The following is a 25468-nucleotide window of genomic DNA, read 5'->3' as shown; positions in this document are numbered from 1 at the left end:
TTCGCGACGCGGGCGCCGAAAACCGGCTTTCCCGATCAGTCGTCGTCGGAGGGCTCGAGGGCGGCCTCGCGCTCGAGGTAGTCGTCATCGAAGGAGAGCGGCCAGGAGTTGGGAAGGTGCTCGCCGAAGGCGAAGCTCACCATGACCACTACGAAGGCCAGCCCCGCGATCACGGTGAGCGTCGTGAACGCGATCGTGAGGTCGATCCCGAGGAAGACGGGGACCGCCGACTGGAGTGTTGTCATCTGTCCGTTGTCACCTGACCCGACCTAGCCGGGGGCGGTGCATCAGTATTTCCTTTCACGGGTCTGTATGCGTGTGAATAGCGCACACGAGGGGGCGGGAACGATCGCAGCGAAGGCCGGACCCGGTCAGTCCTCGACGATCCGGCTCCCGCCCGGCGGGAGGAAGTGCTGGATCCGGTCGGGGCTCGCGACCTTGCGGACGAACGACTCGTCTTCGAAGCGTTCGCGGAACTCCCGGTAGATCCGCTTCCCGCAGTCGGCCTGGGCGAACCGGCCCGGTTCGACCTCGATCGTCGTCTCCGCTTTCCCCTCGATCGCCTCGGGGGGACCGCCGACCACGCGGGTGTACGGTTCACACTGGATTCCGACGCAGACCCCGACCGGCGTGTCGTCGAGGTAGCGCCGGTCGCCCCTGACCGCGAACCCGCCCTTCTCCAAGTACTCGCCGCTCTCGGGGGTCTTCGAGATCTGGCCTGCGTCGACGACGTAGACGTCGCCGGCGAATCGGCCGTCCTTCCAGACCGACGAGTACGACACCGCGAACTGGGCGGCCTGCTCGATGCTCGAGTCGGGGATGTCGACGTCGCGGACGGCCTCGCTCGGGTCGGTCGCCTTCAGCACCGTCACTGGCCCGCCGTGGGCCTGAGTGTGGAGCACCTTGTCGCCGGGATCGACGTACTTCTTGACGATCTCCTCGTTTTGATCCGCACTGCGCCCCCCGATCACGAGGAAGTCGTCGCTCGTGTGGAACCACCGGAACCGGTCGTACCAGCCCTCGTTCTCCCGGATCGGGACCGACGGCATCGAGAGCCAGTCGCGCTCTTCGTCCTCCTCGTCGTCGGCCTCCTCCTCGTCGGGTTCCTCCCATTCCTCGCGGCGACGCTTCGCCGCCGCCAGATCCTCGCGGGTGTCCTCGATCGCCGCGAGCGCGCCCTCCTTTTTCTCGGCGACGCGCTTTGCCTCGGTGTAGAGGCGGTCGGCGTTGTGCTCGACGCCCTCGCTCGCGTCGAGTTCGATCCGCTCGTCCTCGAGTTCGACCGTGACGGTCCCGGCCTCGCCGTCGACGCTTTCGACCGCTTCGGCCGCGTCGATCCCCCGCTCTCTGCCCTCGGCGAAGCGCGCTTCGATCTCCTTCCAGGGGGTGTCCTCCTCGCGGGCCCGTCGGACCGTCGTCAGGATCTCGTCGACGAGGCCGTAGCGGGCGTACAGCAGCTCCGCGCGCTCGCGCTCGGCTTCGGCCTGCTCCTCGAAGCCCTCGATCGCGCCCTGCTGCTGGTCGATGATCCGCTCGTGTTTGGCGATCTCCTCCTCGAAGTCGGGGCGGGTATCGGTCGGATCGGATTCCGCCTCGTCGCCGAGTTCGAGCCGGTGGAAGTAGTCGTCGAGCGCGGAGAGAAACGAGTCGTAGGCCTCGGCGGGCAGCCCCTCGCGTTCGTGTTCTTCGAGGGGAAAGGGGGTGGCGTCGACGACCCGCTCGGGAGACTCCTCGTCACCGTCGCTCGTCCCTTCGTCGCTGGCGTCTTCGCCACCGTCGTCCTCGAAGTAGAGGCGCGGATCGACGTTGCCCGTCCGGAGGTCGATCGCCAGCCGATCGATCGCGCCGTAGAGGGCGTCGTACTCGGCGTCGCCCGCGTCGGCGATGTTCATGGTCTTCTCGACGCCCGCGCGGGTACAGAGCTCCTCGGCGTAGAGGCCGCCGAAGTTGAGCTGGGTCGCGAGCGTCCGGACGACGTCGGTGTCGGACTCGTCCATCCGGGCGTCGAAGCCCTCCCGCGAGACCGTAAGCGGGTTGAGCCGCGAGTCGGGGAACTCGTAGCGAGAGCCGGGGACGACGGTCCGGGACTCCAGGCGGACGGTCTCCAGACAATCGATCACTTCGTACTCGCCGTCGGTGACCGCGACGTTGCCCTGGCCGAACAGTTCGACGATGATTCTCGTTACCCCGTCGTCGCGCTCGAAGACGAACTCGAGGATGCGGTCGAACTCGAACTGTTCGACGCCGGCGAAGTCCGCGCCCGACAGCCGGTTGCGAAGCATCATCGCGAACTGGGGCGGTCGGCCGGGGGCGTCGGGCACCCGCTCGGGGGCGACCGTGTGGGTGCGCTTTACCTCTCCGACCTCGATGATGAGTTCGACCCGCCCGCGGTCGAAATCGCGAAGCTTCAGCCGAAGCAAATCGTCGCCGTAGAGGTAGGCCTTGTCGACCTTCGCGCCCTCGTGCGCGCCCAGCTCCCGGACGAGGGCCGCGAGGTCGACGCTGGTGAGCTCCCGCTTCGGATCCATACTCACACTGTCCGGTCCGGCCAAAAAGGCGTGTCGTTCCCGCTTACTCCCCGACGGCCATCAACTCGACTGTGTAGCCGAAGGGATCGGTGACGTAGTAGGAGGTGTAGCTCCCGACCGGCTCTCGCTCGCGCTCGGCCGTCGAGTCGATCCCTATGCCGGCCTCTTCGAGCCGGCTCCGGACCGCCTCCGGGGAGTCGTCGATTCTGAGCGCGAGGTGGCGGTAGTCCCCGGGTCCCGAGAACTCCTCGACCGGATTGACGTAGAGTCGGGGGCCGTCTCCGGCGTCCCCGAGGTGGATCGCGAACAGTCCGGGGTCGTCCCGGACCGCGGCGTGCGGGTCGTCGAATCCCGTCTCGAAGCCGAGGCGGTCGACGTAGAACTCGATGACTTCGTCCAGGCGCTCTGCTGGGAATCCGAGGTTGGCGTGGTCGATGGCGCTCGCGTGCATGAGGGTGAGTCCCTCGCCGAATCACAAGAGCCCCCGCCCGGCGGCAGGGATGGCCGCCTCCGAAGCGATCCGTCAGTTAGCCCGGCCGTTTCCGGGACCGCCGCCGTTGCCCGCGCCGTTTCCGTTGCCCGAGTTGCCGGAGCCACCCGCCGCGTCCACGAGTGCACCGAGATCGAGGTGGCCCGCCCCGTGGTACTTCTCCCCGGCCTCCTGTTGGACCGCGGTCTCCCGGAGCAGGTCCTCGACCTCCTCGACGCTGGCATCGGGTTGCAGCGACCGAACCAGCGCGACGGCACCCGAAACCTGCGGGGCGGCCATCGAGGTGCCGGCCTTCCAGCCGTAGCCGGCTTCGACCTCGCCGTCGTCGCCGACGACGTTGACCGTCGAGAGCACGAGGTCCCGGGCCGCGTTCTCGTCGTCGCTTTCCTGATCGAGGTCGCCGCCGGCAGCGCTGATGTCGATCGCGCTCTCGCCGTAGTTCGTGTAGAAGGCGGGATCGGTCGTCGGCTCCTCGAGGTGGCCCGGCGCGAGTGCGTTGTGGGCCATGTTCGGGCCGTCGCCCCAGAGAAAGCCGATGGGGCCGGTCGCGGAGACGCCGAAGACGCCGTCGATCTCGGTCGGGATCGTGAAGGTCTCCTCCGGATCGAGATCGAGGCCCGCGTTGCCCGCGGAGTTGACGACGACCATGCCCTGGCTGCGGGCGTACTGGACCGCAGCGGTGTAGACGGCGACGTACTGCTGGACGACTGACTCCGGGAGGCCGGCGATCGTCTCCGCCGGAATCCCGAGGCTCAGGTTCGCCGCGTCACAGCCCCTGTCGGCGGCCGCCATGATCGCGGCGATCACGTCCCCGCCAGCGCCCTCCTGGCCGGAGAACACGCGCAGGGCGACGATGTCGGTCTCGGGTGCCGTTCCCGTCACGCCGCCAGCGTCGCCGACGCCCTCGTTGGTCGCGGCGACGGTGCCGGCGACGTGGGTGCCGTGGTTGCCGGCGCCGTTCGGCCGCCAGTCGTCGGCATCGGTCGTGAAGTTCTCCGAGCGCTCTTCGTCGACGACGTCCGCGAGGTCGGGGTGTCCGTCGTAGACCCCGCTGTCGATGACCGCGATCGAGGTTCCCTCCCCACGGGTCGTCTCGTGGACGTACCGCCCGCCCTTGCCGGGGTGTTCGTCGATGTCGGCGACGTTCTGGGCGCGCTTGTCCCACTGGAGGTCGCCGTTGGTCGGCTCCTCGCTCGCGAAGCCGGGCTGGCCGCCCTTGTCCCGTTCGGCGACCGGGCCGTGCTGGGCCACCGCGATGTCGGGCAGGGTCGCGCTCGCGCCGCCGACCGTTCCGGGATCCCCGCGAGCGACCAGCAGGTCGATCTGGGAGACGTCGTGGATAATCTCGACGTCCTCGGGGACCTCGCTTTCGTCGACCTCCGTCAGGTCGATGAAGAATCGTCCCTCCTCGCCGGAGTTCGCAGACGCCGATCCGACGCCAACCGTGAGTCCGCCGGCCGTCGCGCCCGTGAGCTGCAGGAATCGTCGTCGGCTATGGTTTCCCATGGAAATAACCGATAGCTACTGATTGATAAATATTCCGCCAAACGACATAGTTGGTATTTGCTGGTCGATAATGGATACTTTATCTTTCAGGCCTCTTTTATGCAGTTCGCCGACCGGCCGGCGACCGATCCCCGTAGCTACTAATGGCCGGCGTTCGGAGACGGGATATGGACAATCGTCGCGCGCGCCTCCGTCGAAGACTTGCGGAATCGCCCCCGACGGCCCGTCCGGACGCCGGCACCGGAGCCGGGTTCGGGGAATCGGCGCCGCGGGTGGTCCCGTGGTAGACGTCGCGGTCTCGGCGGGACGGGTCCTCCTCGCGCTCGTCCTGGTCGCCCTCAACGGGTTCTTCGTGGCCTCGGAGTTCGCCTACGTCCGCATCCGGGCGACCAGCGTCGAGCAACTCGTCGAGGAGGGCCGGCCGGGGTCGGGCGCCCTCGAGGCGGCCCTCGAGAACCTCGACGACTACCTCGCGGTGACCCAGCTGGGAATCACCATTTCCTCGCTGGGGCTGGGTTGGATCGGCGAGCCCGCCGTGGCGGCGTTAGTCGAGCCCGTGCTCGGTCCCCTCCTGCCCGAGGGGCTCCTCCATCTCGTCGCGTTCGCGATCGGCTTCGGCACGATCACCTTTCTGCACGTCGTCTTCGGCGAACTCGCCCCGAAGACGATCGCCATCGCACGGGCCGAGCGGGTGGCCCTGCTGGTCGCCGTGCCGATGAAGTTCTGTTACTACCTCTTTCTCCCCGGGATCGTCGTCTTCAACGGGACGGCGAACTTCTTCACCCGGCTGATCGGCGTTCCGCCGGCCTCCGAGACCGACGAGGTGCTCTCCGAGAGGGAGATCCTCTCCGTGCTCGCCCACGCCGGCACCGAGGGCCACGTCGACGCCGAGGAAGTCGAGATGATCGAGCGGGTGTTCGAACTCGACGACGCCTCGATCCGGGAGGTGATGGTCCCTCGTCCCGACGTCGTGACCGTTCCGGCCGACCTCCCGCTGTCGGGGCTGCGCGAGACGGTCATGACTGCCGAACACACCCGGTATCCGGTCGTCGATCCCGACGACGACGACCAGGTGGTCGGCTTCGTCGACGTCAAGGACGTGCTCCGGGCCCTAGATGAGGACGCCGAGGCGACCGCGGGGGATCTCGCCCGGGAGATGCCCGTCGTCCCCGAGACGGCCCGCGTCGGCGACCTGCTCGCCCAGTTCCAGCGCGAACAACGCCAGATGGCGGCGGTGATCGACGAGTGGGGTGCCCTGGAGGGGATCGCAACCGTCGAGGACGTCGTCGAGGCGGTCGTCGGCGACATCAGAGACGACTTCGACGCCGACGGCGAGCCCTCGATCGACCGGCGGGAAGACGGGAGCTACGCCATCGACGGCGGCGTCGCGCTCTCGACGGTCAACGAGGAGCTCGAGGCCGGCTTCGAGGACGAGGAGGTCGGCACCGTCGGCGGGCTCGTCCTCTCCCGGCTCGGCCGGGCGCCGGAGGTCGGCGACCGGGTGGCGATCGAGGGCTACGAACTCCGGGTCGAGGCCGTCGACGGCGCCCGGATCGAGCGGGTCGTCGTCCGCGAGACCGATGGCGAGCCCGCCGACGGAGCGGATGCTGGCGAGGCCGGGGACCCGGTCGCAGGGAGAGACGCCGACGGCGAGTGAGACGGGTTCAGGCCACAGAGGTAAGCCCCTGGAGGGAGAACCCCCGGCCATGAACCCGATGGACGGGCCGATCCTCGTCCCGACCGATGGGAGCGAGCCGGCCGACGCCGCACTCGAGCACGCCATCGACATCGCCGCGGACACGGGCGCGACCGTCCATGCGCTCTACGTCGCGGACACGAACGAGCCGAGCCTCGTCCGGGTCGGAGCCGAAGTTGAGGACGTCCTCGAGGAGGAAGGCCAGGAGGTCATCGAGGCGGCCAGAGAGCGCGCGGCCGGACGCGGCGTCGACGTCGACGACCGCGTGATCCAGGGGCAGCCCCGCAACGTCATCCTCGAGTACGCCGCGACGGAGGGCGTCTCGATGGTCGTCATGGGCGCCCACGGGCGCGACGGGATCGGCGAGTACCTTCTGGGGAGTACGACCGAGCGGGTCGCCAACGCCTGCGAGGTCCCCGTGCTGACGGTGCGAACGGGCGAGGGCGCCCGCCGGAGCTACCCCTACGGGGCGATCCTCGTGCCGACCGACGGGAGCGAGCACGCCTGCGCCGCCCTCGAGCTCGGCGCCGCCGTCGCCGCCCGCCACGGGGCGTCGTTGCACCTGCTCTCGATCGTCGACGAGCTCCCGGAGACGATCGACGCGGGCACGGTCGCACTCTCGGAGGACGTCGAACGAAACTACGAGGAACACCTAGAGGAGGCAGCGGCGATCGCCAGGGAGGCCGGCGTCGAGGACGTCGTCACCGCCGTCGAGTCGGGGTCGGTCCCCCGCGAGGTCGTCGCCTACGCCGAGGACGGGATCGACCTCGTCGCGATGGGGACCCACGGCCGGTCGGGGCTCGATCGCTACCTGCTCGGGAGCTTCACGGACCGGGTCGTCCGGACCTCCCCCGCCCCGGTGTTGACGACGCGGGTCCGCGAGGAGTGACCCCTCCCCGACTGCGAAAGCCGAACCGTTAACGGGACCGCGCGGGACCGTGCCGTCGATGTCCGTCGCGGAGTTCAACGTCGCCCTGTTCGCGATCGGGGGGTTGATCGTCTCGTTGAGCCTTGTCGCCGGGCTGGTCCACGAGAAGGTGTACGTCCTCTCGGAGCCGATGGCCGCGGTCGGCCTCGGCGTCGTGATCGGTCCGCTCGGCCTGGGTGTCTTCGAGCTCTCGACGTTCGGCGATCCGTTCCCCATTGTCGAGCAGTTCGCGCGTCTCACCGTCGGCCTCGCGGTCATGGGTGCGGCGCTCAGGCTCCCTCCGGGGTATATTCGCGAGCACGTCCCCGCGATGGCGGCGATCCTCCTCCCGGGGATGGTTGCCATGTGGCTCGTCAGCAGCGCGCTCGCCTCCCTGTTTCTGGCGGTCTCGCTCCCGGTCGCGGCGCTGATCGGCGCGATCGTCACCCCGACCGATCCGGTGCTCGCGGGCACCATCGTCACCGGCGGCACCGCAGAGCGGTTCATCCCCGAGCCGATCCGGGACGTCCTCACCGCCGAGTCGGGCGCCAACGACGGGCTGGCCTACCCGCTGGTCTTCGCCCCGATCCTGTTCGTCGAACACGCGCCGGGACGGGCGCTCCGGGAGTGGCTCGTCGGAACGGTGCTCTGGGAGGTCGGCAGCGCCGTTGTCATCGGCGCCGCCGTCGGCGCGGCCGCCGGCTGGATCGAACGCGAGTCCCGAAAGCGCGCCTTCCTCGAGCGGGCCTCGGTACTGACCGTCACCGTCGCGCTCACCTTCGCCGTCCTCGGGGGTGCGAAACTGGTCGGCAGCGAGGGGATCCTCGCCGCGTTCGTCGCCGGCCTCCTGTTCAACCGGTTCGTCGACGCGGGCGACCGGGCAGACGAACAGCAGGTCCAGGAGACGGTCCTCCGGCTGTTTACGTTCCCCGTCTTCGTGCTCTTCGGCACCGTCCTCCCCGTCGAGGCGTGGGTCGCGCTCGGGCCGGCCGGCGTCGGTCTCGTCGCCGGCGTGCTCTGCTGTCGGCGGCTTCCGATGGTCGTCGTCTTCCGGCGGTTCGTCCCCTCGATCGAGGGGCGGGGCGCCGACCTCTTTGCGGCCTGGTTCGGCCCCGTCGGCATCGCCGCCCTCTACTACGCGACGGTCGCCCACCGAACGGTCGGAGACGGGACCGTCTGGCCCGCGGCGACGCTCGTGATCGCGGGCTCGGTCCTGGTCCACGGGCTCACCGCCACGCCCCTGACCCGGATCTACGGCCGATCGCTCGGGCGCGACCGCGGCAACGAGCGGTCCGACGGCGGACGACCCGACCTCGGCGGCGAATGACCCGTCCCCGACACCACCCCGGAACCGCATCGGGACCACAACCGTTTTGCTCGCCGGGGTGAACGCCCGGATATGTCCTCGCTCGGGGAGGTCCTCGTCGTCGCGACCCTCGCGGGCTCGGCGACCGGGCTCGGCGCGCTCCCGACGCTCGTCGCCGGCCAGGTCGGCCACCGGGTCTACGACAGCGCGCTCGGGCTCGCCGCGGGCATCATGGTCGGGGCGGCCGTCTTCGCACTCGTCGTCCCCGGGCTCGATCTCGGCTCGACCTGGGAGGTCGTCGTCGGCATCCTCGGCGGCGGGGCCTTCCTGCTCGGAGCCAACGCCGCCCTCCCGCACCTCCACGCCGGGTTCCGGGGCGATCGCCTCGAGGGAACCGCCGCCCTCGAGGGCTCGCCCTCGCGGCTCCCGGACTCGGGCGACCAGCTCCGCCGGGCGACGCTGGTGGGTTCGGCGGTGACGATCCACAACGTCCCCGAGGGACTCGCCGTCGGAATCGCCTTCGCGAGCGGCGAGGCGGGCCTCGGGCTGGCCGTCGCGGCCGCCATCGCCGTCAACAACGTCCCCGACGGGTTCGCGATGGCGGTTCCCGCGGTCCGGGCGGGCGTCTCCCGGCCGAAGACGATCCTCTACACCACGCTCTCGGGCGGGCTTCCCGAACCGATCGCGGCCGCGGCCGGCTTCGCGCTCGTGAGCGTCGTCGCCGACCTCTTTCCCGTCGCGGCCGGCCTCGCCGCGGGCGCGATGATCGCGGTCGTCTTTCGGGAGCTGATCCCCTCGAGCCACGGCCACGGCCACGACGACGCCGCGACGGCGGCGTTCGTCTCCGGCTTCGCGATCATGCTGATCGTCGACACCGTACTCGCGGTCTGACTCTCATTACTCTGTCGAACGGAACGCCCGGACCGTGTCCCGACCGACCTCCGCGGACTCGATCTCTTCGAGCCCCAGGTCGGTAAACGTCGCCCGCCAGTCGCGGTGGTAGAGCGGGAACGACTCCCTGACGTAAGTGACGTCCTCGTCGGCCTCGATCTCGGCCGTCAGAACGAGTTCGTCAGCGATCCGGGCGACCTCCGCGAAGACCCAGTCGTCGTCGGGATGGATGTGCTGGAGGGTCTCGACGGAGAACACCGCGTCGAAGCGGTCGTCGTCGAAGCCGCCGACGACGTCCTCGATCGGCTCGAACCGGAAACTGCCGTCGGCCGCGAGGTCGGGGTACTCCTCGCGCATGACGTCGCCGGCCGTCTCGTTGATCTCGACCCCCCAGAGGTCCCGGAAGCCCGCGTCGTGGAGGTGTGCGAGGTGACGCCCGGAGCTACAGCCGAGCTCGAGGACGGAGGCGTCCGAACCGACCCTCTCCACGATCCGCTCGCGGATCGCCTCGCTGACCTCGTCGGCGCCGTAGTAGGCGTAGTAGTCCGGCGAGTATTCCCCCGAGCGCTCTATCCACTCCATGCGGACCTCCTCAGCGTCCATCGGCCACCCCTCGCGGTCCGTCGGGACGGCCGTGGCTCCGCACACGCGAGCACCGATCGCGATCCGATCTTGCCCGGATCGAGCGACGGTCCCGTTCGGCCGGGCCGGCGAGAGGGTGAGACATCTCGTGTATCCCTCTTCGCCCGGACGTAAGGCTTCCCCGATCTCATGGACCGAGCATCAGCGGTCCGATCAGGACGCCCATCAGGTGGACCCGCCGCGCTCGGAGGCGAACGGGGACCATCCCGACCGCCGCCGCGACCAGAAAGACGCCGACGCCCAGTGGACCCGTGAACAGATAAGAGATGAGACAGAGCACGGCGAGGATCGCGGTCGAGATCCGCCAGTAGGTCATCCGCCCGACGACGGCGAGGTAGACGTCGCCCACGACGAGCACGAGGACGAAGCCGACCAGGCCCGCGAGGACGACGACCCCAACGAGAACCGGGAGGTTCAGCGGCGCGCCGGCGCTCTCGAAGACGACCATCACGCCCGTCCGGGGCTGGCCGATGGCGACCAGCACGAACAGCGCGAAGATGGTGTTCTCCGTCTTGCGTACACTGCAAACCTTTTGTGTATGGTGGTGATTGTCAGGATCATATGGCGGTCACTCCACGCGAACGGCTGAATCGGGAGAAAGACACCGTCGAGGATCGTGCCGACGCCGGCGAGATCTCGATCGCGTGCCGGGACGCGCTGCTCGAGTGGGCGGACGCCCTCGATGGCGAGACGACTCGTCGGAAGTTCTTCGACGACCGCGGGAACGTCCGCACGTACGAACCCCGGTCGATCGAGGCCTACCTCCAGTGTCTCCGGATCTGTACCGACCGCGGGCTCGACTTGCTCGAGTGTTCGGCCGAGGAGTTCAACGCGTTCATCGACGGCCAGCACGACGATCGCGGCCTCGCGAAGACGACGCTGATGCGCTACCAGTCCGGGGCCCGATCGTTCTACCGGTACCACGACGACCTCGGCGTCGATCCCGACGAGATCCATGTCTACGCGGAGCGCTCGGAGCCCCGCCACGACGAACAGGACATGTTCACCGAGGACGAGATCGACGCCCTCCGGGGCGCCTGTAAGAACTATCGCGACCGGGCGATGATCGAGATGCTCGTCTACACCGGTCAACGCCTCACGGCGATCCGAACGCTTCGCCTTCGCGACGTCGACTGTGATGCGGGCTATTTCTACCTGAACGACGACGCCGACGGTCTCAAGGGCGCAGCCGACCGCGGCCGGAAGCGCCCCCTGTTCGGGGCTCGGAAGTACGTCCGGGACTGGAAGGAAAACCACCCGCGGGCCGGCGAGCCCGATGCCCCGCTGTTCGTCGGCGACCCCGATCACTGGAAGACGAATCTCGACGAGCCCTGGAGCGAGCCCGGCGTCCGCAAACACCTCGAGCGGATCGCCGATCGGGCCGGCGTCGAGAAGCCGGTCAACCCCCACAACTTCCGGCACTACTTCGTCACCGTGATGAAACGCGACTACGGCATGGACTCGGACACTCTTCGAGCGCTGCTGGGGACCGTCCCCGACAGCACTATCCTCGATACCGTCTACTCTCACGTCACGAACGACGACTACGTCCGCAAGGCCGAGGAGGAGCTCGGGTACCGCGAAGACGAATCCGGGACCTCGTTCACGCCCGAGACGTGCCCGACCTGCGGCGAGATCCTCAAAGACCACTGGCGACAATGCCCGGCCTGCGGTGAGCTCTTCGCGCCCGAGCTGAAGGACGTCGAGGACGACGTCACCGACACCCGCGAGGACGTCCTCGACGGGGCGACCGATCCCGACGAAGAGTTCTCGAGCGCCGAGCGTCGGGCCCTCCGGCAGGTCCTTGACGCCGTCGACGATCCGGTGGCCCTGGCCGACTCCGTGGGAAGCGAGTGAGGTCACCGTCATTCGCCGTCCTCGTAGAGCTGGCCGATCGATTCGAGGTCAGCCGCGGCGAGATCCTCGTCACTGGGACGGTCGCCATCGGCCACCGCGAGCAACACACGGGCGATCGCACCGTACTGATCGTCGCGCTCGCCGAGTTCCTGAACGTCGGCCCGAACCTCTTCGTCGGTTCGGATCTCTTCCAGTGCTTGTGCTGTCGGGTTCCGATGGATCGACTCACTCATTTTCTGTCACCTGATTTCGAACGTACGCCTGCTCCCACGCGGCGCGATCGCCGAGCGCGAGGCAGGTCCGAACCTTGCGGTCGTCGGCAAGGAAAACGACGTCGCCCTCCGAGTGGTAGCGCGCCTCGACGCCACCGTAGGCACTCGGGTAGTGAACCTCGACGGCTGTCGCGAACGCCTTTCGCGGGTCGAGCCCGGGCGCCTTCGATCGCTCATTCCATCGCTTCGTAACGTGCTGGCGCCAACGGCGCTCGCCCTCGATCGTCACGGTCCCGTAGCCGGGAGACTGGGCTTCGCTCACGTCACACGCACCCCCTGAAAGGCGAGCAACCCGCCCAACAACAGGACGGTTGCGGGCAGCGCGTAGACCTCGATCGGGACGGTGGCGCCGACGATCTCGCCCGCGATCACGACAGCACTGAGGAGGACGCCGATACCGATACTAGCAAGTCCGGAAGCTAGATCGGTCGAGTGGGCAGTGACCGTCTCGTCGGTACGGAGGCGGCCGTTCATCGGTCTGACCCCTCCATTTCCGATGGAGTTTGCAGTTCGTGCGAATCGAGTGGCTCGCCTTCATCGGCCCACTCCCGACAGAGGCGGCGCATCTCGGCGATTTCACCGGCGTATTCGATTGCGACGACGCCCGACTGTCGGAAGTGATCGAACGCCTGGCGGGCCGCGGTCTCGGGCGGGCCTAGCGGCGGGCGGTGTCGGCTCACGCCGTCTCACCTCGGTCGTCCTCGACGAGTCGCCAGGACGCCCCGCCGCCGTGACCATCCTTCCGGGGCGCCCAGCGTTCGACGAGCCCACGCGCCCGGAGGGCGCCCATGACGTTCGAAACCGGATGCGTGTCACAGCCGATCCGGTCTGCGATATCGCCGGATTTGATCCACGCTCTTCCGTCGGCGTGCATCGATTCGAGCGCCTCGAGGACGTTTTCCTGGGTCGGCGCGCCGATCTCGACCGGTTCGGGGAGGTCATTGACGCTGTCGACGTGATCAGCGGTCGCGTAGTGTTTCGGATCCTGCCCAGGGAGGCCATCGTCTCGACACTCCGTCTCGAGATAGCCCTGGTCTTCGAGTTTGTTCAACCAGCGCTGGAGCGACTTCCGGTGGGGGCCGATCTCCTCGCCGATTTCTCGTGACGTCTTTGGCTCATCACAGTCAACGAGGTATTCCCGGAGGGGTGGGTAGACCTGCCCGCGCTGACTGGGTGATGTGATCCCCTTCGGGACCGGATCGGGTCGCGTGCCGGCGAACTTGTCCGAGGGCTCGATTTCGGTGCCGTCCGGGGTGACCATTTGGGGCGACCATCCGGCACCGTCGGTGCGGATCTCTCGGTCGTCGTCCGATCCGTTTCCGACGAGAGTCTGGATGCCGTCCCGAACGACGGCGCTCCGGCTGGCGTAGTCGTCCGTCTCGACGAGGTCGTCGATCTCCTCGAGCTGGTCGTCGGGGAAGCGGACCGTCACCCGCTCCATGCGCTCGCCGCCGTCGGTCGCGACCTCGCGACCCGTCGAGAATTGTCCCTCTGTCGAGGTGTCGAGCATCCACTCGTCGGGGAACTCCCCGCGAAGGCCGGCGATCATCAGCCGGAACTCGGCATCGGGCCGCCAGGGCGTCCGCGGGACGTGCTTGCTCAGATAGTCGGCCGCCGACTGCGGCACGCCGTAGGGGCCGGGACTGTGGTCGGGTTCGTGTTCATAGTGGTCCGAGGGGACTCCGTGACGATCCTCGAGCCGACACTCTCGGCAGAGACGGGTCGTCGTCGGCTGCTCGCATCGATTGCACTTACGCATCGGCGCTCACCTCGAGGCGGACCTCGCCAGCGTCGAAATCCGCGACGGTGTTCGTCACCCGGAGGTCGTACTGACGAGCGAGGTCGTGGATCTCCTCGGTCTCGATCGTGTCGGCGCCGTCGTGGTCGCGGCAGGTGACGATAAAGCCCGTCGCGTCCTCGCCGGTCTGCGTGACCGAGGAGGCGTCGAGGCCCATCACGTCGATCGCGAATTGCTGGGGGGCGACGGTTCTCACGAGCCGCCACCTCCGGTGAACGAATCGAGGCCCTGGTTCTCTTCGGCCCGCCGCTGGACGTCTTTCAGCTCGTCGAGCTCGCGCTTCCAGGCCTGGTACTTCTCCTGGGAGAAGTCGTGGCGGCAGTATTGAACCTGGAGCTGCGGCCCGTCGTCGTACTCGACCTCGGTCGGGTAGACGCAGATCCGATCCCACGGGTTGTCCGGCTCAAGATCGAGGATCCGTGAGGGGCTGATCTGGAATGCCGCACGGTCGTTCCCGAACTCGCCCTCGTCAGGATCGTGGACGAAATCGTTCGGATCCGGATCCTCGCTGAAACAGGGCTCGTTACAGGCCGGGCAGAGGAACGAGATGAGTTCGAACTCGCCGGCGTGGGCGTCGTTCGCTCGCTCCTTCGCCTCCTCGGCGAGGTCGGGGTCGGTTCGGCTCACTGCTCGTCACCCCCGATGGTTCCGCCGTTCTTGAGCCGCGGCGCGAGCATGAACTGACCGCCGTACAATCGCTGTCCGTCATCGGTCCGCTCGAACTGGACGAACAGCGGGTAGTCGTCACTGACCCAGAGCGTTAGGTCGTCAACGCGCGCAGTCTTGAGCGCGGACGCGAAGTCGGTGAGATAGTCGATCGACAACAGTGAGGACACTGCTTCGTCTCTCTCGACAGAATCGACATATGTCTCGACATTGACGCGGGTCGCGTCGGTGGCGTCACCGTCGTCGTCGGTTTTCTCGGCCGTGAACACAAGGCCGTCCGATTCGGGCCGAACCAGCGCAAAGTCACTGGCTCGGCCGACACCCTCGACCGCAGCATTGAACGCCTGGGGATCGACGGGACCGGCGCGGGCGTACTCCCGATCCATCTCCTCGCGGGCCGGGACATTGGGCTCTTCGCGAACCATGTCGACGTCGATATTGAGCCATGCGTCGCGCTGGCGGACGGCTGTCTCGCCGTAGGTCCGCCCGACCTCGAGCTCGGTGGTGCTGGCGTCGATCGCCGCCTGGATCTCGTCGTCGGTGCGCCCCATCCGGGCGTTCGCGGCCCGCGAGGTGAGGCAGTCCAGGTCCATCCCGGCTGTGACCTCGCTGGTCGTCTCGAAGCTCGCGAAGGCGTCGGCCTCGGCGCGGACATCGACCATCGCGACGTTGGCCGGATCGGTGGTCTTGATCGGGACGCCGTCCGTGTCGGCCTTGAATCGACACTCGTCGACGAGCGCTGCCGGGAGCGCGAGAAAGCGTCGGAAGACGTCGCCAGTGGTCTCGATCTCGACGCTCGCGCCCGAGGGCTCGCCGATCAGTCGGGTCTGCTCCGAGGCGCTCATGCCCCCTCACCTCCAGGGCCGCCGAGAGCCATCAGGATCATCGCGAGTTGGGCCTTCGTGAACTGGCCGGCTTTCCCGTTGTCGGCCTCTTCGATAGGCTCCATACCGACGATGTCCTCGATCTCTCGCCGGAGGTCGATCGCGTTGTTCGCCTCGGCGAGAACGTAGGCGCGAGCGTCGAACGGCCAGTCCTCCCATTCGTCGGGAACGTCGGCGCCGTCGGTATCGACGCTCATGCACGACCACCGCCGGTGAGCCACCCGACACGTCCTTGGAGGACGCGCCGGCCACGCTCGGATATCTGGTATTCGTTGGTCCGCCGATCGAGAGTCCCTTTCTCGACGAGGCCTTTCTCGACGAGCGCATCGAGGTTCTGGTAGTGTCGGCTAGTGTTGACCTCCTCGTCGTCATAGGCCTCCTCGAGCGTGCGCTTGATCGCGAGCCCGTAGGCCTCTTCCTTGACGTGCGTAATCGCCGCCAAGAGATCGAGCTGGAAGCGCGTCAGGTCGGTGGTCGAGCCGAACCCGCCAGTTCCAGCCGCCATCAACACCACCCCTCCAGATCTTCGACCTGATCGGCCCTGATCCACGCGCCCGACGACTCATCGACGTCTTCGAATATGACGCCACCACCGGGGAGGCCCGGAAAGACTCGTGCGAACTCCTGGGGCGTGACTTCGTGGTGATCGTCGTCGCGCGAGTCGGCCTTGTCGCTCGTATTGGAAAACTGTGCGTCGTCGTCGGTGGCTTCTTTAGCGCGTGCGATGAATCCGTGCATGGTGGTCGCGGAACTGATTCCGTGGTAGTCGGCGTACTCGGTCGGCTCAACACCACCACGACCGGACGGGCGCGACGATCCTGGATAGATGGCGCGCCCGATCGCGGTCGCGATCGTGCGTACGGTCGTTCGGTTGATACTCCTATAACGCTGCTTGGCGCGTTTCCAAAGATCAGGCGCCGCGCTGGCGATCGCTCTCGGGAGCTGTCGGAACGGGTTCGAGAGGTGCGCTCCGGGTATCTGCGAAACGGGTTCGCAGACCGGACTGTCGTTACCGTCTAACGGTTGTGCCCGCCTAGGGGCACCATACCTTTGGTCGCTGTCGTCGTAGGTGGTCATGCAGTCTCTTGGTTCGGGGCTGCGTTGGGTCGGGACGTGCCAGCGTCCCGGCTCTGCGGTTAGGTTCCGCGCTATGCGTCTGCTGGCGCTTCCGATTCACCTTCGTCGCCATCGTCGACCGGCTCGATCGTGATCACGCCCCCATCGAATGGCGTCGCGATACGAACCTCGTCTCCGACCGACACCCCGGCGTTCCGGAGGATGCCCGGCGTCAGCGTTACGACAACACTGTCGCCGCTCCGGCGGAGCGCCCGCTCGTCGTAAAGTTCGTCCGCCTCGGGATCTACATTGACCGGCACATACCTATCTTATTCAGCACCCCATAAGTAGCTTATGCAGATACTTTTATCATTCAGGGTATCGAAAGACGATATAGATAAGATTCATGGCAATGGCGAATGCACTCCCCGCAATGACGAACGGTGTGGACATCGATCCTGACGCAGAGGAAGTCTCTGGCGTCCGGAAGTTGCGCAAATCGGGCGACAGCTACGTTATCTCGATCCCACCAGAGGTATTAGAAACCTCTGGGCTAGATCCCGGTGAGCATTACAAAGTCGCCACGTCGTTCGAGGGCGGATCAATCACGATCTCGCTCGCTGAGGAGCAAGAGGAAGAATAGGTCTGGACTTCTCACGCCTCACACTGGAAGGCCGATCCCGTTCGGCGCTTCCAGATCCCCATCCACCGCTCGATACGTCCGTGCACTCGTCGAGCCGGCGATCTCGATCAGCCCGTAGTCATCGAGCTTCCCAAGATAGTCCCGTGCCCGACGCCAGCTGACGGGCTCACGACCGACGCCGTCGAATACCGCCTCCCGTCCCTCCCGATAGGCCTCCCGGAGCTCCCCACCGCCGACCTCGCCCTCGCGCCGGACGAGCTCGTACAACCGCTGATACACGGGGCCGAGTCCCTGGAGGTTCGCCTTCCGAATATCGGCCTGCGCTCGCTCGACACAGTCATCGACGTTCGCCTCCCCGATCTCCTCGTGATTCGCTTCGACCGCCGACTCTGCCGCCGCGAGCAACGCGCGGATCGCGAGTCGAGGGGTGCCAGCGGCCTGATCAGCGATCCGGCCCAGCTGGTCGTCGTCGACGACGCCGGGCTCGAGACCATGCTCGGCGCGCGGCCGGAGGATGTCGACCAGCTCTGCCTCGCCGTACTTCCGAAACTCGATCTGCGAACGCATCGGGAACCGGTCGGTCACGTCCTCGTCGGCAGCGGCAAGCCATTGGCGGACGTCGTGAACGATGACGACCACCGACAGCTGCTCGATCGCGAGCAACCGCTCGAGGAGGTCGAGATCGGGGAGGTCGTCACCTTCGTCGAGGATCAACACGTAGGGTTCGTCGTCGGCCACCACCTCGCGGAGGGTCTCGTACAACGCGTCGGTCGCTGCCGTCGTCCCGATCGCGCTCTCGGTCGGGTGGGCATGAATCGCCTCGCGGACGATCTCGGCGGCCGACCGGCCGGCACACTCGATCCGGCACGGTGATACGGGGATCCGCCCTCGGAGGTCGCGCACGACAGCTGTCGCCGCCGACGTCTTCCCCGTCCCACTGGGCCCGTGAATCAGGACGTCATCGGCAGGTACCCCCTCGAGCGTCGGTGCCAGCGCCCGCGTGAGCGCGTCGAGCTCGGTATCGCGGTGTTGTATCTGGGCGTCGTAGGCGTCATCGAACACCCACCTGTTCGTGATCATGCCGCAACCATGACCGATGGTGAGTAAATAAGCACGGGGGCGCGTTTCCGAAGAAAAGAGTGTTCGAGGAATACGATAGTATACTCTCTTTTCTCGTCCTGCCTCGAAAATCCACTCGGCCGATACTATCATTACGGCGAATAACAAGCTACGAACCATGTCGATAGCCGACAGGGTCCCGGGGATGAAACAGGGGGCGACAGTACGAAACGGCATCTTAGCGGTGGTGTATTTCTTCGCCGCGTTCTTCGCGCTCGCGTTGTTTCCGATCGTTCTGGGTGCTGTCGTCGGAACGAATTATCGGGGTGTGGCTGATCGTCTCGCGGTGATCCCCGGCATCGAGCCCGGCGGGGGGCTCAAAACGGGGGCTGTGGCTGGTGTAATCGGGTTCGTCCTCTGGGGTGTGATAGCAGTGGGAGGGAGCGATACGGACGATACTGGCAATGAGTCGGAACCGGCCCAGGCCAGCGGCGAACTCGAAGGAGCTGCCAACGAGACAGCAGCCGATACCAACACCACTGACAACGGGACTGAGACCGAGACAACCACCGAGGAGAGCAACTCCGATGATGGGGCATATAATCTCACTGTAACTGTCCTTGACGAGTCGGAGGAACCAATCCAGAATGCGACCGTCGAGATCATGCATGACGATGCGATTCTCTTTCGCACGGTCGAGGACAATCAAACGGACGAGCAGGGGCAAGTCGTCTATACAGTCGAAAATGGCACCCACGATATTGAGGTGACTGCCGAGGGGTACGAGTCAAACGAGACCAGGATCTCCACAGACAGTGAGGACGAGCTGACCGTACAACTCGCGGAGATCGAAGAAGAGACAGAAACACCGACAGAGGCCAACACGCCGGAAAGTGAGAACGAAACTCCGGCACCCACCGAAACCGAGACCCCAACGGAGACTGAAACTGAGTCACCGACAGAAACCGAGACGGCCACTGAGACAGAGACGCCCACCCCTACGGAGACTGAAACGGCCACGTCATCCGACGCGTCCGTCGCAGTCCCGTCCGAAGTATCGGGCGGCGAGGCTCGAGAGGCCACGGTCACCCGGGTAATCGATGGCGACACGGTCCAAGTCCAGTTCGCTGATGGAGAAGAGGATACGGTTCGGTTGATCGGTGTCGATACCCCGGAGACGACACTCGGTGACGTCAGCCCCGGTGACTATGAGGGCCTTCCGGATACTCAAGGATCGCGTGATCATCTCTTCAACTGGGGAGAAGACGCCAGCCAGTACGCGACCAGCGAACTTGAAGGCCAAGAAGTGCGGGTGGTCACTGACGAAGAGGGCGATCGCCGAGGAAGCTTCGGCCGGCTGCTGGCGTACATCTACACTGGCGAGGAGAACTTCAACCTCGGGTTACTCGAAAATGGGTACGCCCGCGTATACGACTCCTCGTTCAGCCTCCGAAACAGATTCGATGACGCTGAAGCCGAGGCCCGGTCCAACGGCGTCGGACTCTGGGATTTTGAAGCCGAGTCAACGCCGTCGCCAACGGAAACCGACACGCCCACTGAGACAGAAACGCCAACCCCGACCGAGACTGAAACACCGACCCCAACAGAGACGGAGACGCCAACCGAGGATCCCGCAGTCAGTACTGCTGGCGAAGCTCAGGATATCCTCGAGGTCTCTGGGATGAATGTCCAGGGGGCTGACGCTGACGAGGAATATATTGAACTCACGAATACCGGTGACGTACCGATCGACATGTCCGGCTGGCGGATTCGCGACCGGCGCGAGGACGGCGTCGTCGACGGCCGAGGATTCAGCCCTGTCAATGTACCACCTGGGTTTACACTGGGACCTGGTGAGACTGTGACCGTCATTACGGGCGAGGGAACGAATACAGACGATACCCTCTACTGGGGCTACAACCAGCAGAACTGGCGCGAGGAGGGCGACGTGATCATCGTCCTCGATAGTTCCGGTGATGTAGCCCTCGAGCACGCGTACGGCGATCAGGCCTAAATCGAACCCGCGAAAAGAGTTTCCAGATTCTACACCATGTTTCGACGGCCACGGCGCCGGGCTGAAACCTTGTGCAACATTCGCCTTTCGAGGAGGCGATAGTGTTGCACAAGGCGAGACGGAAAAAGAGACCTCGCTGAGGCCACCACTACTCGTCATCTAACTCGCGTTCTTCTTCGAGCTGGTGGCACCCAACCACGATACTGTCCGGAAAGTCCTCCGCGGATGAGAATATCGCACTGAGAACCGCGTCGATCTGCTCGAACTCGGGGCCGCGAGACGCCTGCAATGGGCCATCATCCCAGACAACAAATTCACAGTCGGCTAATTTAGGGAGATGAATATGCTTGAGCTCCATCCGCAGGCGCTCAGGGTCTGGGGGTGCCATTGGATTAGCTGCACTCTCGGGGAGTGGGACCGATCCGCCTGGGTCCGCGTTCATCAGTGAGTGGAGAAGCTGGCGCCGAGGGTCGGCCGATAACGCTTCGTAGATGTCGTTCCAAGCGTCCCTCACACTGACAGCATTGTCGTATCTCCGGTTTACCATGGTAACCTCCACCACTTCTATCTATCATTGGGATGACTCGTCATAAACCCCCAGTCAACCTCTCCGTTGGTGGTATCAGACGTTCAGTATGGAATCATGTAATTTGATGGCCATCAGATATAATCCATGGTGAAATAGTGTGAAAGATATTTGTAGAAGGGGCGCTATAGGGGTTCTGTGATGGATACCAGCACACAGCTTCATCGAACTAACTTGTCGGAATCAGACCCAGTCTATGGGATAATTGAATCCCTTGCTGACGTAGAAAACACCTCCCCATCCGAATTGTCAACCGAACTCGGCGGTCCGTTATGGGACTACATCGATCCAGGGGCCCTCGAGTCTCTTGTGACACAATCCAGGGATGTTACTATTTCCTTCGCTGTCGACTCCTATCAGCTCAAAATCGATGGGGAAGAGCTGACCATCTACGAAAACTCGTAATTTGGCGCCAGTCTAATAGCCGATGTAGACGATGGACGCTTTAGGCCCCAGTCCGCGGCGATCCCTCCGCCCTTGGTCAAGCACGCGATCGACGTTGTCGCCGGTCACGACCTCGAGCTGGGCGACGGTCCCTTCCGAGAATCTACACTGATCGAGGTTGGATGCTGATCCAGCCCCGTCACTGGATGCTATGGATGGGGATCGTCTTCGGGGATGACCTCGATGAATATCTCCCCATCACAGACGCGACATTCATCGGGTTTCTCAAGCCCTGCGTACACGAGATCGCAGAACTCGCACGCGAAGAACGTCCGTCGGTCGTACTCTGGCTGACTCACGGAACGGAATACACCGCCCCAGATCGTTTAGTCCTGTGCTTGGATATTCGCCTTGGAATCGGAATCAGTCTAAAGAAGAGGAATGCCGCCGCTCAGGGTCCAGTCCGCGGCGGGCCCCGACGTCCGTGGTCGAGCACGCGATCGACGTCGTCGCCGGTCACGATCTCGAGTTGGGCGACGATCTCCGAGCCGGTGGGGATCCAGGCCCCGCGCCGGAACTCGTAGGTGATCCGATCCCAGCCGCCCGCGTTCCGGGGCTCGAAGGCGACCGCCCGGCGCTCACCCTGTTCGGGAACGTACGACTGGAGGACGCGCTTGTCGGGGTCAGTCATCGGTCGCCCTCCTTGGCGGGCTGGATCGCCCGACAGACGTCGGCGAGCTCCCGCAGGTCGCCCTTGAGCTCGTCCATGTCCTCGCGGGCGTCCTCGAGCGTGGCGCCCTTCGCCTTGGCCTTGATCTTGTCCTGGTCGCGCGTGCCGGTGCCTCGCGTCAACTCGACGGAGATCGACACGCCGACGTCGGTGCGCTCGACGCGCTCGGTTTCCTCGTCGCACATCAGTTCTGGTCGCCGTTGATCGCCGCCATGACGCCGTCCCGGACGACGTCGGCCAGTTCGCACCACTCGTCGAACTCGTCGACCTGCTCGATGCCGGGCTGGGGCGTCACCTGGACGACCTCGCTCCGGCGGACCTCGGGCGTCTCGGGAGTGTCGTCGTTGGTCTCGTTCTGTGCGTCCGCAATCGTCTTGAACGTGGATTGTGTCTGACTCATTGCTGGTCTCGTCCAGCGCGGAGGTCGGTGCTATAACACCGGCCTCAGAATCGGTTTTCCGAGGCGCCCCGCGCTTAGCAGTTAGTACATTTGCTAACCTAATAAGTGTTGTCCTATTTGCTAACGTTCAAATAAACGCTAACTATTAGTGAATGCGCTAAGTAGGTGCAGTGGGTGAGCAAATATTACAACCACCACTGCCCAACGCCACGGCATGGCGAAGACCCGGGCGCTGCTCACGGAAACCGAACGCGAGCAGATCGCAGGAGAGCACAGTGACAGTCGCCGGTATCAGGCCACCTCGCGAGTCCGGCGGCGTATCGAAGAGGAACTAACACAGGACATCGAGGTCCTCGAAGAGCATCACCCCGATCTCCTCGAGGAGCTTCGAGAGGTCGTCTGCGAGGACGGTGATCCCGAATGACGACAGTGAAAGATCGCGTCGCCCCGCGTCACCTGGGGTCGACACAGATCGACGTCGAGATCGAGGTCGAGGCAGCGGACGGGGAGGAAGCCCTCGAGTGGGTCGAAGTCATCAAGGAGGGCGCCCAGGGGGCGATCGACACCCACGAGGAACCCAACGATGGCGAGTAGCGCCACCCACGATCTCGAGTGGCCCGACGGGTTCGAGCGCACCCCGGGCGCGGAGCGCGAACCCTACCCGCACGGGTTCCGCGTCTCTCGAACCCAGGCCTTCGACGGGATCCTCGATGAGCTCCAGAAGATGGGCGCTCGGAACGTCCAGGTGAAGACGGCCGCGCCTCACACCCAGAAGGCTCCACACCGCCCCTACCAGGATCGCGACCCCGAGGACCCCGGCGTCGTGGTCTACTTCGAGCGCGACGGTGCCCAGTTCGCCGTCCCGTGCGACCGGTGGGACAACCTCCGGGACAACGCCCAGGCGATCGCGAAGTACCTCGATGCGAAGCGGGCCCTCGAGCGCTACGGCGTCCAGACCGTCTCGAGCGAGTTCGAGACTCAGGCGCTTCCGAGTGGCGACGAAGAGGCCGTGGTCGCGACGCGGCCGCCCCACGAGATCCTCGAGGTCGCTCCCGACGCCGGCGAGGCCGTCGTCCGCGCCGCTGCTCGATCGAAGAAAAAGGAACACCACCCGGACCAGGGCGGCGATCAGGCCGAGTTCCAGGCCGTCGTCGACGCCGAGGAGATGATGCTCGATGGCTGACCAAGAACCCCTCTCGGACGTCGAGTGTCGTGAGCAGGCGCTCGCCGGCGTTCGCGACGCACTCGCTGGACTCCAGCACATCCCGGCAGCGGGCCTCGACGTCGAGAAACACGAGACGGTCCGTGAGATGGTCGAGGATGCGACCGCACTCGAGCGCTCGCTCGCGAACGAGGTCGAACAGATGCGCGAGTCCGGTGAGCCGGATGAGTGATACCAACGAAACTCCCGAGATCCGCGTCGAGGGCAGCTATACGATCGACGAGTTCGAAGCGATCTGGCGAGAGATCAACGGCTCGTGGGACGAGACGAAACGGATCACCGTCGTCGAGTTCGAGTTACATTGGCCGGCCCCATCCTGACGATGACGGGGCCGAACAGACCGCGCTTATCGATTGAAGCCGCTACCTGGAATGGTGAGTCCCCTCCCACGTTTTCCCCTCTGGATTTGAATCCAGAGAGCGATTAACGCGATGATCACTTCGATCGAGATCAGTACTATACTAATTCCGTGGAGCGTGGTTTGTGTGAGTGACATGGATTGTTCTGTCTGCATCTCATTTCCGTTTCATTGCCGGGATTTATGCTCTGTACCCGGAAATCCGTACAGCGCATACCCTAATAACAATGAATTTATTAAAGAATTCTAACGCACTGCTTTAATTCACCACTTCCGCTAAAGACTACCTAATGGAGAGCTTTAACCCGCACTCCTCGGTGTGTATTGATCGATATATCTCTATTATGGGCCTGAGCCCATCCCGTCTCTCGCATATAAGCGCCCGCCACCGAACTGCATGGAAATGACTACACCGCGAAGCGTCTCAAGTTGATCGTCGATCTGTGCGCCCGGTCGGAGGATATCGAAGATACTCATGGTTGTGGTCGTCGATCGGATTGAAGACAGCGGTTGCAGTTGCTAGCTGTCAGACCGTCGGCCGGCATTAACCCCTAAAAGGCCACCCGGCAGCTCCTCGCTCTGCTTTTATACCGACCCGTGACTGTCTTCCATTCGTCGACCTCACTGTTGGTCGACACACCACCACCGTTTCCACCTACCGATATCCTGCAGCCATCCCTGTTTCTGATCCAGGGGGCGGCATTCTCTCTTCCCCTCTTGGAACGTACATGGCCAGAACCGCGACTCTCGTGCGACGGTCGTCTGACGAGAATTTATTACCGTTGGAAACAGGGGTTGAGATGTCGACTCGCCGTGGGTCGGCGCCACTGTTGAACACTCGCGTCACACAGCCGCCCCCGATATAAGCCACTCCGGGGGCGGCGTTCTCTCCCCCTAACCTCGAAGGAGCCCGATTGATCCGGGCGGTAGTGCCGGGTTCGATGTGTCTTTTTGTGTATAGCAGCAATCGGTACTTGTCGGTCCCGGGAACCATCACCATATTTGGGCCGACCACACGAGATCACCGCCCCTCTCCCTACTCGGGCGGTGATTCTTCGACAGATGAGTGGTATTTGGCGTTACGTCCAGGTCAGGCTGAAATGAGAGCGTCGTTGTCCCCTTGTCGCGTCCGAACCACTGGGTTGTAGCAGTTCGGGCATTGGTATAGAGTGCTCCCGTACCTGTCTGTCGAGACCAGTTGTTGGCTCCGGGAGTAGCCGCGTCCGCAGTCAGGACAGCCAAAAATCACGGCCATGGACATCAGTACGTTCCTGACCCTACTATAGTCCTTTCACTGAGATAAGCCGACGACTCGAGAATTTTGTAGAAGGTTTTGGGACAAATAGCGCGTTACATTCAGCCTCAGGAGCTAACAAACCCAGGTCTTTGGCACAGTAATTCCAGCCGTCGCTAAAGACTGCAGAAGTATCCCTATTACGAGAAGACTCAGTACCTCACAAAGCCAGTTAGTTGAGGCGTCTGCTTGCCGAAGTTGTGTCTAAGACCAAGCAGCAAGCAGACGGTGAAATCCACGAGGACCAGCTTCTTAACTTTCTCGTCAACGTTCTCACCG

36 protein-coding genes and 1 pseudogene are annotated in these 25468 nt (G+C 64.9%); 13 read left to right on the top strand and 24 right to left on the bottom strand.

Going from position 1 to position 25468, the window contains the following annotated elements; all coding sequences use genetic code 11:
- Positions 1-35: 35 nt before the first annotated feature.
- From DVH23_RS16725 to DVH23_RS16710, 4 genes are all read right to left on the bottom strand, one after another.
- Positions 36-245: a hypothetical protein gene (locus DVH23_RS16725; protein ID WP_114578568.1), complete on the bottom strand. Its 210-nt coding sequence runs from the start codon at positions 243-245 to the stop codon at positions 36-38.
- Positions 246-371: 126 nt separating this feature from the next.
- A complete protein-coding gene (gene rqcH, locus DVH23_RS16720; protein WP_114578567.1) occupies positions 372-2528 on the bottom strand; it encodes a ribosome rescue protein RqcH in 2157 nt (718 codons plus the stop codon).
- A 43-nt stretch (positions 2529-2571) separates the two neighbouring features.
- Positions 2572-2979: a VOC family protein gene (locus DVH23_RS16715; protein WP_114578566.1), complete on the bottom strand. Its 408-nt coding sequence runs from the start codon at positions 2977-2979 to the stop codon at positions 2572-2574.
- A gap of 72 nt (positions 2980-3051) precedes the next feature.
- Positions 3052-4524 (bottom strand): S8 family serine peptidase, encoded by a 1473-nt coding sequence (locus DVH23_RS16710; protein ID WP_114578565.1) that lies wholly within the window; start codon positions 4522-4524, stop codon positions 3052-3054.
- A gap of 280 nt (positions 4525-4804) precedes the next feature.
- Here DVH23_RS16710 and DVH23_RS16705 point away from each other — a divergent pair, with 280 nt between their 5' ends.
- From DVH23_RS16705 to DVH23_RS16690, 4 genes are all read left to right on the top strand, one after another.
- A complete protein-coding gene (locus DVH23_RS16705) occupies positions 4805-6181 on the top strand; it encodes a hemolysin family protein (RefSeq protein ID WP_114578564.1) in 1377 nt (458 codons plus the stop codon).
- Between the two features lie 58 nt (positions 6182-6239).
- The gene (locus tag DVH23_RS16700) at positions 6240-7109 is read left to right on the top strand and encodes a universal stress protein (RefSeq protein WP_114578628.1); all 870 of its coding nucleotides are present in this window, start codon (positions 6240-6242) and stop codon (positions 7107-7109) included.
- Between the two features lie 58 nt (positions 7110-7167).
- Positions 7168-8454, top strand: coding sequence for a cation:proton antiporter (locus DVH23_RS16695; protein WP_114578563.1), 1287 nt, complete (start codon positions 7168-7170; stop codon positions 8452-8454).
- A gap of 72 nt (positions 8455-8526) precedes the next feature.
- Positions 8527-9324 carry a ZIP family metal transporter gene (locus tag DVH23_RS16690; protein ID WP_114578562.1) on the top strand — a complete coding sequence of 266 codons (798 nt, stop codon included), beginning with the start codon at positions 8527-8529 and terminating at the stop codon, positions 9322-9324.
- A 6-nt stretch (positions 9325-9330) separates the two neighbouring features.
- On the opposite strand, the gene DVH23_RS16685 is transcribed toward DVH23_RS16690, so the two are convergent.
- Both DVH23_RS16685 and DVH23_RS16680 read right to left on the bottom strand, forming a co-directional pair.
- Positions 9331-9927: a bifunctional 2-polyprenyl-6-hydroxyphenol methylase/3-demethylubiquinol 3-O-methyltransferase UbiG gene (locus DVH23_RS16685; RefSeq protein ID WP_114578627.1), complete on the bottom strand. Its 597-nt coding sequence runs from the start codon at positions 9925-9927 to the stop codon at positions 9331-9333.
- Between the two features lie 166 nt (positions 9928-10093).
- Positions 10094-10477, bottom strand: a pseudogene (locus tag DVH23_RS16680) (tripartite tricarboxylate transporter permease); the annotation flags it as partial.
- Between the two features lie 50 nt (positions 10478-10527).
- Between DVH23_RS16680 and DVH23_RS16675 the strand changes: the two are divergent.
- On the top strand, positions 10528-11823 hold the full coding sequence (locus DVH23_RS16675; protein WP_114578560.1) for a site-specific integrase: 1296 nt from the start codon (positions 10528-10530) through the stop codon (positions 11821-11823).
- A gap of 8 nt (positions 11824-11831) precedes the next feature.
- On the opposite strand, the gene DVH23_RS16670 is transcribed toward DVH23_RS16675, so the two are convergent.
- The 12 genes from DVH23_RS16670 to DVH23_RS16620 all read right to left on the bottom strand — a co-directional run bounded on the left by DVH23_RS16670 (position 11832) and on the right by DVH23_RS16620 (position 16819).
- A complete protein-coding gene (locus DVH23_RS16670; RefSeq protein ID WP_114578559.1) occupies positions 11832-12056 on the bottom strand; it encodes a hypothetical protein in 225 nt (74 codons plus the stop codon).
- Positions 12049-12357 carry a hypothetical protein gene (locus DVH23_RS16665; RefSeq protein ID WP_232833792.1) on the bottom strand — a complete coding sequence of 103 codons (309 nt, stop codon included), beginning with the start codon at positions 12355-12357 and terminating at the stop codon, positions 12049-12051. Before DVH23_RS16665 ends, DVH23_RS16670 begins: the two co-directional genes overlap by 8 nt.
- The gene (locus tag DVH23_RS16660; RefSeq protein WP_114578558.1) at positions 12354-12569 is read right to left on the bottom strand and encodes a hypothetical protein; all 216 of its coding nucleotides are present in this window, start codon (positions 12567-12569) and stop codon (positions 12354-12356) included. Before DVH23_RS16660 ends, DVH23_RS16665 begins: the two co-directional genes overlap by 4 nt.
- Complete coding sequence (locus tag DVH23_RS23725; RefSeq protein ID WP_157972453.1) at positions 12566-12775, bottom strand: hypothetical protein; 210 nt, start codon at positions 12773-12775, stop codon at positions 12566-12568. Before DVH23_RS23725 ends, DVH23_RS16660 begins: the two co-directional genes overlap by 4 nt.
- Positions 12772-13854 carry a hypothetical protein gene (locus DVH23_RS16655; protein WP_114578557.1) on the bottom strand — a complete coding sequence of 361 codons (1083 nt, stop codon included), beginning with the start codon at positions 13852-13854 and terminating at the stop codon, positions 12772-12774. Before DVH23_RS16655 ends, DVH23_RS23725 begins: the two co-directional genes overlap by 4 nt.
- Positions 13847-14089 (bottom strand): hypothetical protein, encoded by a 243-nt coding sequence (locus tag DVH23_RS16650; protein ID WP_114578556.1) that lies wholly within the window; start codon positions 14087-14089, stop codon positions 13847-13849. Before DVH23_RS16650 ends, DVH23_RS16655 begins: the two co-directional genes overlap by 8 nt.
- Positions 14086-14520 carry a hypothetical protein gene (locus DVH23_RS16645; RefSeq protein WP_114578555.1) on the bottom strand — a complete coding sequence of 145 codons (435 nt, stop codon included), beginning with the start codon at positions 14518-14520 and terminating at the stop codon, positions 14086-14088. The genes DVH23_RS16650 and DVH23_RS16645 overlap by 4 nt, the downstream gene beginning before the upstream one ends.
- Complete coding sequence (locus DVH23_RS16640) at positions 14517-15404, bottom strand: hypothetical protein (RefSeq protein WP_114578554.1); 888 nt, start codon at positions 15402-15404, stop codon at positions 14517-14519. The genes DVH23_RS16645 and DVH23_RS16640 overlap by 4 nt, the downstream gene beginning before the upstream one ends.
- Positions 15401-15640, bottom strand: coding sequence for a hypothetical protein (locus DVH23_RS16635; protein WP_114578553.1), 240 nt, complete (start codon positions 15638-15640; stop codon positions 15401-15403). The genes DVH23_RS16640 and DVH23_RS16635 overlap by 4 nt, the downstream gene beginning before the upstream one ends.
- Positions 15637-15948 carry a PadR family transcriptional regulator gene (locus tag DVH23_RS16630; RefSeq protein WP_114578552.1) on the bottom strand — a complete coding sequence of 104 codons (312 nt, stop codon included), beginning with the start codon at positions 15946-15948 and terminating at the stop codon, positions 15637-15639. The genes DVH23_RS16635 and DVH23_RS16630 overlap by 4 nt, the downstream gene beginning before the upstream one ends.
- Positions 15948-16520, bottom strand: coding sequence for a hypothetical protein (locus tag DVH23_RS23720; protein WP_157972452.1), 573 nt, complete (start codon positions 16518-16520; stop codon positions 15948-15950). Before DVH23_RS23720 ends, DVH23_RS16630 begins: the two co-directional genes overlap by 1 nt.
- A 71-nt stretch (positions 16521-16591) precedes the next feature.
- Positions 16592-16819: a hypothetical protein gene (locus tag DVH23_RS16620; RefSeq protein ID WP_114578550.1), complete on the bottom strand. Its 228-nt coding sequence runs from the start codon at positions 16817-16819 to the stop codon at positions 16592-16594.
- A 113-nt stretch (positions 16820-16932) separates the two neighbouring features.
- Between DVH23_RS16620 and DVH23_RS16615 the strand changes: the two genes are divergently transcribed.
- The gene (locus DVH23_RS16615; protein WP_157972451.1) at positions 16933-17142 is read left to right on the top strand and encodes a hypothetical protein; all 210 of its coding nucleotides are present in this window, start codon (positions 16933-16935) and stop codon (positions 17140-17142) included.
- An 18-nt stretch (positions 17143-17160) separates the two neighbouring features.
- Here the strand turns inward: DVH23_RS16615 and DVH23_RS16610 are convergent, their stop codons facing one another.
- Entirely contained in the window at positions 17161-18222 is a 1062-nt protein-coding gene (locus DVH23_RS16610) for a Cdc6/Cdc18 family protein (RefSeq protein WP_114578548.1), read from the bottom strand.
- 157 nt (positions 18223-18379) lie between these two features.
- Between DVH23_RS16610 and DVH23_RS23715 the strand changes: the two genes are divergently transcribed.
- Positions 18380-20215, top strand: coding sequence for a thermonuclease family protein (locus tag DVH23_RS23715; protein ID WP_157972450.1), 1836 nt, complete (start codon positions 18380-18382; stop codon positions 20213-20215).
- A gap of 148 nt (positions 20216-20363) precedes the next feature.
- Here the strand turns inward: DVH23_RS23715 and DVH23_RS16585 are convergent, their stop codons facing one another.
- Positions 20364-20777, bottom strand: coding sequence for a hypothetical protein (locus DVH23_RS16585; RefSeq protein WP_232833791.1), 414 nt, complete (start codon positions 20775-20777; stop codon positions 20364-20366).
- 165 nt (positions 20778-20942) lie between these two features.
- Here DVH23_RS16585 and DVH23_RS16580 point away from each other — a divergent pair, with 165 nt between their 5' ends.
- The gene (locus DVH23_RS16580; protein WP_114578546.1) at positions 20943-21206 is read left to right on the top strand and encodes a HalOD1 output domain-containing protein; all 264 of its coding nucleotides are present in this window, start codon (positions 20943-20945) and stop codon (positions 21204-21206) included.
- Between the two features lie 188 nt (positions 21207-21394).
- On the opposite strand, the gene DVH23_RS23710 is transcribed toward DVH23_RS16580, so the two are convergent.
- The 4 genes from DVH23_RS23710 to DVH23_RS16565 form a co-directional block, all read right to left on the bottom strand.
- Positions 21395-21544 (bottom strand): hypothetical protein, encoded by a 150-nt coding sequence (locus DVH23_RS23710; RefSeq protein WP_157972449.1) that lies wholly within the window; start codon positions 21542-21544, stop codon positions 21395-21397.
- A gap of 92 nt (positions 21545-21636) precedes the next feature.
- Complete coding sequence (locus DVH23_RS16575) at positions 21637-21876, bottom strand: hypothetical protein (RefSeq protein ID WP_114578545.1); 240 nt, start codon at positions 21874-21876, stop codon at positions 21637-21639.
- Entirely contained in the window at positions 21873-22100 is a 228-nt protein-coding gene (locus DVH23_RS16570) for a hypothetical protein (RefSeq protein WP_114578544.1), read from the bottom strand. Before DVH23_RS16570 ends, DVH23_RS16575 begins: the two co-directional genes overlap by 4 nt.
- Positions 22100-22315, bottom strand: a complete 216-nt coding sequence (locus tag DVH23_RS16565) for a hypothetical protein (RefSeq protein ID WP_114578543.1) — start codon at positions 22313-22315, stop codon at positions 22100-22102. The genes DVH23_RS16570 and DVH23_RS16565 overlap by 1 nt, the downstream gene beginning before the upstream one ends.
- A gap of 214 nt (positions 22316-22529) precedes the next feature.
- Between DVH23_RS16565 and DVH23_RS16560 the strand changes: the two genes are divergently transcribed.
- From DVH23_RS16560 to DVH23_RS23700, 5 genes are read left to right on the top strand one after another with little or no spacing between them, the layout of a single operon-like run.
- Positions 22530-22739 (top strand): hypothetical protein, encoded by a 210-nt coding sequence (locus tag DVH23_RS16560; RefSeq protein WP_114578542.1) that lies wholly within the window; start codon positions 22530-22532, stop codon positions 22737-22739.
- The gene (locus tag DVH23_RS23705; protein WP_157972448.1) at positions 22736-22909 is read left to right on the top strand and encodes a hypothetical protein; all 174 of its coding nucleotides are present in this window, start codon (positions 22736-22738) and stop codon (positions 22907-22909) included. The genes DVH23_RS16560 and DVH23_RS23705 overlap by 4 nt, the downstream gene beginning before the upstream one ends.
- The gene (locus DVH23_RS16555) at positions 22899-23498 is read left to right on the top strand and encodes a J domain-containing protein (RefSeq protein WP_114578541.1); all 600 of its coding nucleotides are present in this window, start codon (positions 22899-22901) and stop codon (positions 23496-23498) included. Before DVH23_RS23705 ends, DVH23_RS16555 begins: the two co-directional genes overlap by 11 nt.
- Positions 23491-23709 carry a hypothetical protein gene (locus tag DVH23_RS16550; RefSeq protein ID WP_114578540.1) on the top strand — a complete coding sequence of 73 codons (219 nt, stop codon included), beginning with the start codon at positions 23491-23493 and terminating at the stop codon, positions 23707-23709. Before DVH23_RS16555 ends, DVH23_RS16550 begins: the two co-directional genes overlap by 8 nt.
- Positions 23702-23857, top strand: a complete 156-nt coding sequence (locus tag DVH23_RS23700) for a hypothetical protein (RefSeq protein ID WP_157972447.1) — start codon at positions 23702-23704, stop codon at positions 23855-23857. Before DVH23_RS16550 ends, DVH23_RS23700 begins: the two co-directional genes overlap by 8 nt.
- Positions 23858-25468: the final 1611 nt, after the last annotated feature.

Source organism: Saliphagus sp. LR7 (assembly GCF_003344565.1).
In the GTDB taxonomy this organism is placed as follows: domain Archaea; phylum Halobacteriota; class Halobacteria; order Halobacteriales; family Natrialbaceae; genus Saliphagus; species Saliphagus infecundisoli.
This window is presented reverse-complemented; position numbering and strand designations above follow the sequence as displayed.